This is a genomic window from Nocardiopsis lucentensis DSM 44048, from assembly GCF_000341125.1.
In the GTDB taxonomy this organism is placed as follows: Bacteria; Actinomycetota; Actinomycetes; order Streptosporangiales; family Streptosporangiaceae; genus Nocardiopsis; species Nocardiopsis lucentensis.
This window is the reverse complement of record NZ_ANBC01000512.1, coordinates 1-9,236: the sequence shown is the minus strand read 5'-3', so window position 1 is coordinate 9,236 and position 9,236 is coordinate 1. Positions and strand designations below refer to the sequence as shown.

Annotated in this window: 7 protein-coding genes; 3 read left to right on the top strand and 4 right to left on the bottom strand. The window is 74.3% G+C overall.

Annotation, left to right across the window (positions count from 1 at the left end):
* The 3 genes from D471_RS0118090 to pgi all read right to left on the bottom strand — a co-directional run.
* On the bottom strand, positions 1–1,626 hold a 1,626-nt coding region (locus tag D471_RS0118090), incomplete at its 3' end, for an ABC-F family ATP-binding cassette domain-containing protein (protein ID WP_017599918.1).
* 349 nt (positions 1,627–1,975) lie between these two features.
* On the bottom strand, positions 1,976–2,467 hold the full coding sequence (locus D471_RS0118085; RefSeq protein WP_017599917.1) for a hypothetical protein: 492 nt from the start codon (positions 2,465–2,467) through the stop codon (positions 1,976–1,978).
* 115 nt (positions 2,468–2,582) lie between these two features.
* The gene (gene pgi, locus D471_RS0118080; RefSeq protein WP_017599916.1) at positions 2,583–4,283 is read right to left on the bottom strand and encodes a glucose-6-phosphate isomerase; all 1,701 of its coding nucleotides are present in this window, start codon (positions 4,281–4,283) and stop codon (positions 2,583–2,585) included.
* 214 nt (positions 4,284–4,497) lie between these two features.
* Between pgi and D471_RS0118075 the strand changes: the two genes are divergently transcribed.
* Both D471_RS0118075 and D471_RS34985 read left to right on the top strand, forming a co-directional pair.
* Complete coding sequence (locus tag D471_RS0118075; RefSeq protein WP_017599915.1) at positions 4,498–4,812, top strand: hypothetical protein; 315 nt, start codon at positions 4,498–4,500, stop codon at positions 4,810–4,812.
* A gap of 301 nt (positions 4,813–5,113) precedes the next feature.
* On the top strand, positions 5,114–6,325 hold the full coding sequence (locus D471_RS34985) for an alpha/beta hydrolase family protein (RefSeq protein ID WP_017599914.1): 1,212 nt from the start codon (positions 5,114–5,116) through the stop codon (positions 6,323–6,325).
* 54 nt (positions 6,326–6,379) lie between these two features.
* Here D471_RS34985 and D471_RS0118065 read toward each other — a convergent pair whose 3' ends face one another.
* Positions 6,380–7,906, bottom strand: coding sequence for a cytochrome P450 family protein (locus tag D471_RS0118065; RefSeq protein WP_026127838.1), 1,527 nt, complete (start codon positions 7,904–7,906; stop codon positions 6,380–6,382).
* 280 nt (positions 7,907–8,186) lie between these two features.
* Between D471_RS0118065 and D471_RS34980 the strand changes: the two genes are divergently transcribed.
* On the top strand, positions 8,187–9,236 hold a 1,050-nt coding region (locus D471_RS34980; protein WP_017599913.1), incomplete at its 3' end, for a DUF2786 domain-containing protein.

The following is a 9,236-nucleotide window of genomic DNA, read 5'->3' as shown; positions in this document are numbered from 1 at the left end:
CCGCAGGCCCGCCCCCTCCCAACGGCGGCGCAGCCACCGGTCGTGTGAGGCCACGACCACGGCTCCGGGGGCCGACCCCAGCGCCTCCTCCAACTCCTCGGCCAGCGCCAGCGACAGGTGGTTGGTCGGCTCGTCCAACAACAGGACGTCCGGGGCACGGCCCACCAACAGGGCGAGCGCCAGGCGTCGCCGCTGGCCCACGCTCAACTCCCCCACCGGCCGGTCCTGGTCACGCGGGGCGACCAGTCCCAGTTCGCCCAGACGCGGCGCGTCGGATCCGGCCCCGTTCCGCTCCTCGTACAGCGATCGCGGCGTGCGCGTCGGATCGGGGAAGACCACGTCCTGTTCGAGCAGGGCCCGCGTGGTGCCCCGTCGCGGGTCCACCCGCCCCGAGGCCGGCCGCAGCCGGCCCGCCAGCGCGTACAGCAGCGTGGACTTGCCCGCTCCGTTGGGGCCGGTGACCAGGAGCCGCCCGTCACCGGGCAGGTCGAGCCGGTCCAGCCGCAGCCGGCCCGGGACCACCAGGTCACGGACGGACAGAGCGGCGCCGCCCTCCGTGCCGGGGTCCCTGGTCAGGGATCCGGCGAAGCGCAGCGGGCGCGGCGGCCTGCGCACCTGGTCGCGCTCCAGCGTCTCCAGGCGGTTGCGGGCGTCGCGGACGCGGCGCGAGACCTGCCTGTCCACCCGGCCGCCCTTGTAGTCGTAGGCCATCTTCGCGTTGTCCCTGGGGCCGCGCCCGTAGGCGACCTGGCGCGCCGTGGTGCGCACCGCCTCCCGCAGTTGCTTGAGCTCGCCCTGCTCCCACTGGTGGCGCTGTTCCCAGCGCTCGCGCTCCAGGCGCTTCTCCCGTAGGTAGTGGGAGTAGGCGCCGCCGTAGAGGACGGGGCCCTCCACCGCCGGGTCCAGGTCCATCAGGCCGGTGCACACGGCGTCCAGGAACACGCGGTCGTGGCTGGCCAGCACGACCAGGCCGGGGAGTTCGCACAGGTACTCCTCCAGGAACTCCAGCGCCCGGTCGTCCAGGTGGTTGGTCGGCTCGTCCAGCAGTAGGGCGCCGGGGCGGCGGATCAGCAGGGCGGCCAGCCCCAGACGGCAGCGCTGGCCGCCGGACATCCGGCCGACGGGACGGTCCGGGCCGATCCCGGACAGGCCCAGGCCCGCCACGACCACCTCCGCCCGCCGGTCGGCGTCCCACACATCCAGGCGTTCGGCCTCGGTGAGGACCTCGCCGTACTCGCGCAGAACCCGGTCGTCGAGGGGGTCGGCGTCCAGTGCGGCGGTGCTGGCGGCCAGGCGGCGCTCGACCGCGCGCACGGGTTCGAGGGCCCCGGCGACCACCTCGGCCAGGGTCGTGTCGGGCCCATGCGGCAGTTCCTGGTGCAGGAAACCGGTGTCGGCCGGGCGCGAGACGGTTCCGGCGTCGGGTTCCTCCACCCCGCAGAGCAGGCGGAGCAGGGTCGACTTGCCCGCGCCGTTCTCTCCCACCAGACCGAGCCTCTGGCCGGGGGCCGCGTCGAGGCTCACCCCGTCCAGGACGACACGCGCCCCGTAGGACTTGGCCAGATCGCGTGCGGTGAGCACGGCCGAGCCGCGCGGAAGCGTCGAGGCCTCGGCTTCGAAGGTCACAGGGAACCACCCTTCGTCAAAGGGGTGGGTCTCGATGCGTGCGGCGGCGCCCGGGGCGGCCGCGAGGGACGACGGAGGTCGTCGACATCGAGACCGCACCACAGCTGCTGGGAACGTGGCCACGCCGGGCGGGGTCCGGCTCCAGCCCCTGGAGGGGCGAGCCCCGCGCGCCCGGCGGTCGGTCTCGATGTCAGTTACGCATGTCGATCGCAGGTTAACCGGGGAGGGTGGGGGTGGGCAAGGGAGTTTCCCGCCCGCCCCGCGGACACCGGCACCGGCGATCCCTCACCTCACGCGTGGCACCGGCCACGCGGCGCCCGGGGGAACGACCGGCGGCGTGTTGGTCCGCTCACCGCTCCCGGAGGGTGCCGTCCTCCACCACCACGCCCGCCTGCGGGCCGCCCTCTGCGCAGCCCGGGCCGTTGGCCTCCAGCATCTGGGGGGTGACGGTGGTCGTGCCGGTGAACAGCTCCGTCCCGCCGTCTCCCAGAAGCACGACGCCCACCTCCACGGGGTCGGTCGGAAGGGCGTCGACGAACGCGAAACCGTGCTGCCCTCCGGTGGGAACGGACCGTGCGGTGCACGCCCCGTCCTCGCAGCCCTCGTCGACGCTCTCGGTCGACTCCGACAGCTCGACCTCGGAGCCGCGGCACCGCCCGTCCCAGCACACCTCCACCTCGGCGGACCGCGCCCCCGCCGCGTCCGAGGGCGCCACATCCAGGGACACGCCCACCGGGACGCCGATCTCCGTGCAGACCCCTCCCCCGCCGAACGTCGACGCGCAGCCCGCGACCGCGCCGACCAGGATCAGCGCCCCGAACCCATGTACTCCAGCGCGCACGTTCGCCCCTCCCCGGACACCGCTTCGTCGGATCTCCTCCGCGGCCCCGCCCAGTAGGCCCCGAGCGTACCGGGACCGCTCCGGCGGACGGCGCGCCGGAGCGGTCGCCGACCCGCTAGCGGCCGCGCAGCGCCCGGTACCGCCGCACCAGGGCGGCCGTGGAGGCGTCCAGACCGGGGACGTCGGCGCCCTCGGTCAGGGCGGGCTCGACCCGCCTGGCCAGGACCTTGCCCAGCTCCACCCCCCACTGGTCGAAGGAGTTGACGTTCCACACCGCGCCCTGCACGAACACCTTGTGCTCGTAGAGGGCGACCAGCTGGCCGAGTACCGACGGGCTCAGCCGGTCGGCCAGGATCGTGGTCGTGGGGTGGTTGCCCGCGAACGTGCGGTGCGGGACCAGGTCGGCGGGCACGCCCTCCGCCTCGACCTCCCGCGCGGTCCGTCCGAAGGCGAGCGCCTGCCCCTGGGCGAACAGGTTGGCCATGAGCAGGTCGTGCTGGGGAACCAGGGCCGGGGGCAGGTCGGGGGCGGGGTTGGCGAAGCCGATGAGGTCGGCGGGCACGAACCGGGTGCCCTGGTGCAGGAGCTGGAAGTAGGCGTGCTGGCCGTTGGTGCCGGGGGTGCCCCACACGATCGGTCCGGTCTGCCAGGCGACGGGCCGGCCGTCGCGCTGGACCGACTTGCCGTTGGACTCCATGTCCAGCTGCTGGAGGTAGGCGGCGAACTTCGACATGTGGTGGCTGTAGGGCAGCACCGCGTGGCTGTGACCGTCGAAGAAGGACCCGTACCACACGCCCAGCAGGCCGAGCAGGAAGGGCAGGTTGCGGGCGGGCGGCGCGGTCGCGAAGTGCTCGTCCATGAGGTGGAACCCGGCGAGCATCTCACGGAAGGCGTCCGGGCCCAGCGCCACCATCAGGGACAGGCCGATCGCCGAGTCGTAGGAGTAGCGGCCGCCGACCCAGTCCCAGAACTCGAACATGTTGGCGGTGTCGATGCCGAACCCGGCCACCGCCTCGGCGTTGGTGGAGACCGCGACGAAGTGCTTGGCGACGGCGTCGCCGCCGGTGTCCACGCCGAGCCCGTCGGCCAGCCACGCGCGCGCGGCGGTGGCGTTGGTGATGGTCTCGACGGTGGTGAAGGTCTTGGAGGCGACGACGAACAGCGTGCGGGCGGGGTCGGCGTCGATGAGCGCCTCGTGCAGGTCGGTGCCGTCCACGTTGGAGACGAAGCGGAACTCCAGACCGCGGTCGGTGTAGGGGCGCAGGGCCTCGTAGGCCATGGCGGGGCCCAGGTCGGAGCCGCCGATGCCGATGTTGACCACGCGCTGGACGCTCTGACCGGTGTGGCCGAGCCATTCCCGGGAGCGCACGCGCTCGGCGAAGGCCGCCATCCGGTCCAGGACACGGTGGACGTCGGGGACGACGTCGTGCCCGTCGGTCTCGACGACCGCCCCTCGGGGCGCGCGCAGGGCGGTGTGCAGGACGGCGCGGTCCTCGGTGAGGTTGACGTGGTCTCCGCGCAGCATGGCGTCACGCAGGTCGGCCACACCGGTGGCGTCGGCCAGGGCGGTGAGCAGGCGCAGGGTCTCGTCGGTCACGAGGTTGCGGGAGTAGTCGACGTGCAGGTCGCCGACGTCCAGCGCGAACCGCCGCGCGCGTTCGGGGTCGTCGGCGAAAAGGTCGCGCAGGTGGGTGTCACCGAACCGGGTACGGTGCTCGCCCAGGGCGGCCCACTCCCCCCGCCGGTCCAGCGGGGTGGCGGGTCGGGCCCGTTCCCCGGTGTCCGCCGCGCCGTGGGAGGTCGTACTGCCAGGCATCCGGTCGCTCCTCGTCGTCCGTGTGATCCGTGGACCGGCCGCGCCGTGTTCGGTCGGCGTGCCGGGGCCGCGCGTGCGGCGTCTCTAGCGTCCCACGGCCGCGTCCGCGCTCCGACGTCCGCCGCCACTACGGATCTCCGGCGGCCATGACTGGAATCCCCCGCTCCGACCAGGCATGATCGAGGTAGAGGGAGCGAACGCGAGGGGGCCGCCGGTGACGGAGCAACCCGAAGACTTCACGGTGGACGGCTCAGCCGACATCGACGACGTGGATGCCGTGATGGACGTGGGCGCGGCCGACCAGGACAGTGCCGTGGCCGAGTTCCTGCTCGATCACCCCTACGGGCACCGCATCGAGGAGATCGAGGACCACGACGTCCTGGGCATCGACGCCGAGGTCCGGCAGGAGATCCCCGACCCCGCGCTGGCGGCCGACGACGACCGCTCGTCCGTGCCCCGGCGGGAGGAGCTGTCCCGGCTGCTCAAGGCCGAGGAGTTCGCCGACAGGATACGTCGGCGCCAGGAGTGAGCCGGGCCGCGAGCCGATCCGCGCCGCGGTGGACCCGACTACCGTGAGCCCGCGCGCGGGCGCCCGGGGAGCCCCGTCCGAATCACCCCGTTCGTCACCCGCGTCGACGGCACCCCCCAGAGCCGCTCGTCGGCGAACCCCGTGGTGTGAGAGCGCTGGTCGTCAGGGGTGTGGTGGTGCTGGCCCCACCCCGCGGCTCGGGGAGACGCCCGCAAGGCCCCGGGGACTCCCCCATGGTGGGGTGGCGGTCGCCGTTCCTAGTGTGTTCGGGACACGATCGCGACCATGACGGGACGGTCCCTTGCACCCCTCCACCGAATCCGGCGCCGCCGTGCGTCAGGCGACCGCACGCGTGATCCGCGCCGGAGCCGCGCTCACCCTGGCCGCCGCCCTGACCCTGGCCTCCTCCGCCTCGGCCGGTGCCGTGGCGGCCGACTCCGACCACGACCACCCGGCCACGGCGCCGCCGGCCTTCCTGCCCGAACCCACCGGGGACCGTCCCGTGGGCACCACCGTCCTGCACCTGGTGGACGAGGAGCGGGAGGACGTGTGGGCGGGCGGACCCCGCGAGCTGATGGTGACCCTGTGGTACCCGGCCCGCGCCGACGTGGGGCGGCCAGCGCCCTACATGACCGAGGCGGAGTCGGCGGCCACGGTCGAGGGGCTGGGTCTGGACCTGCCCGCCGACACCCTGCACCGGATCCGGACGAACGCGCGGTCGGGCGTCCCGCCCGCGTTCCTCCGCGACGGCGGGTTCCCCCTGGTCGTGCTCTCGCCCGGGGCGGGATTGAGCCGGACCCAGATGTCGGCGCTGGCGGAGGAGCTGGCCAGCCACGGGTTCGTCGCGGCCGGTGTGGACCACGCCCACGAGGCGGCGCCCGTGGAGTTCCCCGACCGCCTGGTCACCGAGTGCACGGGGTGCCGGTCCGGGGAGTGGGCGCTGGGCGCGGTCAACCGGGCCGAGGACGTGTCGTTCCTCCTCGACCGGCTCACCGGTTCCGATCCGGCCTGGCGGTGGTCACGGGTGATCGACGCCGACCGGGTCGGGATGGTCGGACACTCGTGGGGCGGCACCGCCACCGCCGAGACCCTGCGGGCGGAGGAGCGCGTGGACGCCGGGATCAACCTCGACGGACCGTACTACGCGCCCGCCGTGGACGAGGGGGTGGACAAGCCGCTGGCCCTGATCGAGAACGACCAGGGGAACCGGTGGCATGGAGTGGACCAGATGTGGCCCCGGCTGTCGGGCTGGCGGCAGTGGATCCGGCTGGAGGGTTCGGGTCACTCCAGCGGCACCGACCGGGGAGTGCTCATGGAACAGCTCGGGCTGACCGGCGCCCTCACCCCCGAGCAGTGGTCCGCCCAGTTCGGCGACATCCCCGTCGGGCGCGGGCTGGACCTGGTGCGCGCCTACGGTGTGGCCTTCTTCGACCACCACCTGCGCGGCGGGGAGCAGCCCCTGCTGGACGACCCCGAGGGGGTCCACCCCGAACTGGTGGTCATCGGCCCCTGACGGGCCCGGTGCCCGTGCCGGCGCGCCGGGCCTCCTTCCGTCCGACGGACGGCGCTATCCGCGCGGGCGCCAGGTGGCCAGAAGCCGCTCGAGGGGGTCGGGTGCGTCGGCCTCCGGCTGGGCGAACGGCGCCTGGTAGCGCGCTCCGACGGCGCGCGGTGCGGTGGAGCGGGGTTTGGACGCCGGTGCTGAGCGCACTGCGGGTTCGGGCTCCCCCTCCTCGTCCTTGGGGGCCAGGGGCGCCTGGTAGCGGGCGCCCTGGGGCGCCGGTCGGCGCTTGCGGCGGATCCAACGGGTACGGGTGGGCGGCCCGGGCCGCTCCTCGGGGGCGGGCTCGGCGCGCTCCCCGGTGGGGGTGAACCGCACGGGCAGGGCCTCCAGTCCGTGCACGGCCAGGGAGCCGCGCCAGGCCAGCTCGGCGGGGTCGACGGTCAGCGCCAGACCGCGCAGGCGGTCCACGACCGTGTCGATGGCCGTGCGCGCGAACTCCCGGGCGAAGCCGGTGGCCGGGCACCGGTGCGCCCCCGCGCCCCAGGACAGGTGGGAGCGGTTGCCCGCCATCGCCATGGCATCGTCCCCGCCTCGGACCACCGAGGGGTCGCCGTGCGCGGAGGTGAACCCGAACAGCAGCGGCTCCCCCCGCCGGATACGGGCTCCGGCGAAGCGGATGTCCATGGTGGAGTAGCGCCCGGCGAGCACGCTGATCGGTGAGTCGGTCCACATGACGTGGTCGATGAAGTCCTCCGGGGTGAGGGTACCGCCCAGGTAGGCGGTCCACACGGTGGGGTCCTCCAAGAGTTTGAGCAGAGCGTTGCCGATGAGGTGGGTGGTGGGTTCGTGCCCGGTCTCCCACAGCAGGGAGAGCGCCTCGACCGCCTCGTCGTCGGTGAGGCGGTGGGGGTGTTCCAGGAGGTGGGAGGTGAGGTCGTCGCCCGGCTCGGCGCGCTTACGGGCGACCAGGCCCGTGAAGTAGTCGCGGATGGCCAGCGACGCGGGTTCGGCGCGGTCGGGGTCACCGCTCCACAGACGGGCGGTGAGGTCGACGAGCAGACCCCCGTAGGCGTCCGGAAGGCCGAGGAGTTCGTTGAGCACGAGCGCGGGCAGCGGCGCCGCGACCCGGCCGATGAGGTCGGTGCGGCCGTCGGCTGCGACCGCGCCCAACAGGCGCACGGCGGCGCGCTCCACGACCGGGACGAGTTGGGGCGTGCCCACCCGGGCGAGCGCTTCGACGATGGGGGTGCGCAGCCGCTGGTGCTCCGCTCCGTCGTGGGTGAGCGCGCCGGTGCGCGCGGGCGCGGTGCCGGAGGCGCTCCAGGGTCGGGGGTCGGCGGAGAAGTAGGTCTGGTCGCGTAGGACCTGGAGGTTCTCCTTGTAGCCGAGGAGGAGCCAGCCGGGCACGCCGGGGCTGATCTCGACCGGCACGAGGCCTCCGTAGTGGTCCCGGAGCCGGTCCCAGGGCAGGTCCGCGGCGGCGGGGTCGTGCAGGGCCAGTGCCCCCGACCCGCCGAGGGGGCAGCGGGCCCCCTCCGCCCGGCCGCCCGGGGCGGCGTCGCGGCCAGCGGATCCGGTTCCCTGGTGCATGGAGACTCCTCGGTGGCTGTGGATGCCACGCGACGCTACGCCGTGATTGTTTCCGGCGTGCTTCCAGGACGAAAGCTCCGGCTTTCCGTGCGGAACATCGGACCCCAAGTCGGACCTGGGCGGATGGAGTCCACGTGTGCGGCGCGGGCGTCTTTCGGGCGTGTTTCGCGCGTGTCACGGGCCGGTGGGGGAGGCAGGGCCGAAGCGAAGCGGCGGGCCCAAGGCGAACACGACTAGGATGGCGGGTCGGCTGCCACCACCTCGACCTGGGAGAACCACCGTGGGCAAGAAGAACCGCGGACGGCGACGCGCCTCGGCCCCGCGGACCGACGCCTGGGCGGGTCCCGCGCCCGCGGACTCCCCCGCCGACGTCGTGACCGGGGCCGTCGACGCCCTGGTCCTGGGCGACGACGGCGGGGGTGTGGACCTGGCCTCAGCACGTCTGGCCGACGTCGAGGACCCGGAGTGGGCGAAGGCCGCCGGGTCGGCGGTGACGGACGCCCTGACCCGGGGTCTGGCCGGGGTGTGGGCCCNCCCCGCCGAGACGGTGCGCCAGGTCGGGCGGGAGCTCGGCCGCGTGGCCGCGGCCCTGTGCGCCGACGCGATCGTGGCCGAGCACCGCCGGTACTCCCCGGCCGCGGTGGACCCCCGGTGGAGCGCGCAGGTGCGGGATCTGGGGACGGCGCCGGAGTGGGGCGAGGGGTACCTCGCCTACGCGGGGGCCGAGCACGGCCTGCTGAGGTTCGAGGTCGTCGAGCTGGTACTGCGGGTGCTGGCCGCCCTGCGGGTCCTGGCGCCCGTGCAGGCGCTGGGACCGCCGCCGGGCGCCTTTCGGCCCGGCCGCCAGGCCCCGGTTCGGACAGCGTCGTCGGTGGACCGCGCCCGGTTGGAGAGGGTGCGGGCCCTGCTGGCCAAGGCCGAGTCGACGGAGTTCCCGCACGAGGCGGAGGCGTTGAGCGCCCGCGCCCAGGAGTTGATGGCCCGGCACAGCATCGACCGGGCGCTGCTGGAGGAGGAGTCCGGGGGACCGGCCCCCGCGACGGCGGCCCGGCGGCTGCCGGTGGACTCCCCCTACGACGAGCACAAGGCCGTCCTGCTGCACGAGGTCGCCGAGGCCAACCACTGCCGGGCGATCTGGCACAGGGAGCTGGGTCTGTGCACGGTGATGGGGTTCGACGCCGACCTGGACGCGGTCGAGTTGATGTTCACGTCGCTGCTGGTGCAGGCGGAGAGCGCGATGCGGGTCAGCGGCTCGGCGCGTGACCGGTCGGGGCGGGCCGCGGGCCGGGACTTTCGGGCGTCGTTCGTCTCCGCGTTCGCGGTGCGCGTG

Coding starts and splice junctions, on each gene's coding strand:
- pgi (WP_017599916.1), bottom strand. CDS start 4,283: ATGCCTGGCAGTACGACCTCCCACGGCGCGGCGGACACCGGGGAACGG.
- D471_RS0118065 (WP_026127838.1), bottom strand. CDS start 7,906: ATGCACCAGGGAACCGGATCCGCTGGCCGCGACGCCGCCCCGGGCGGC.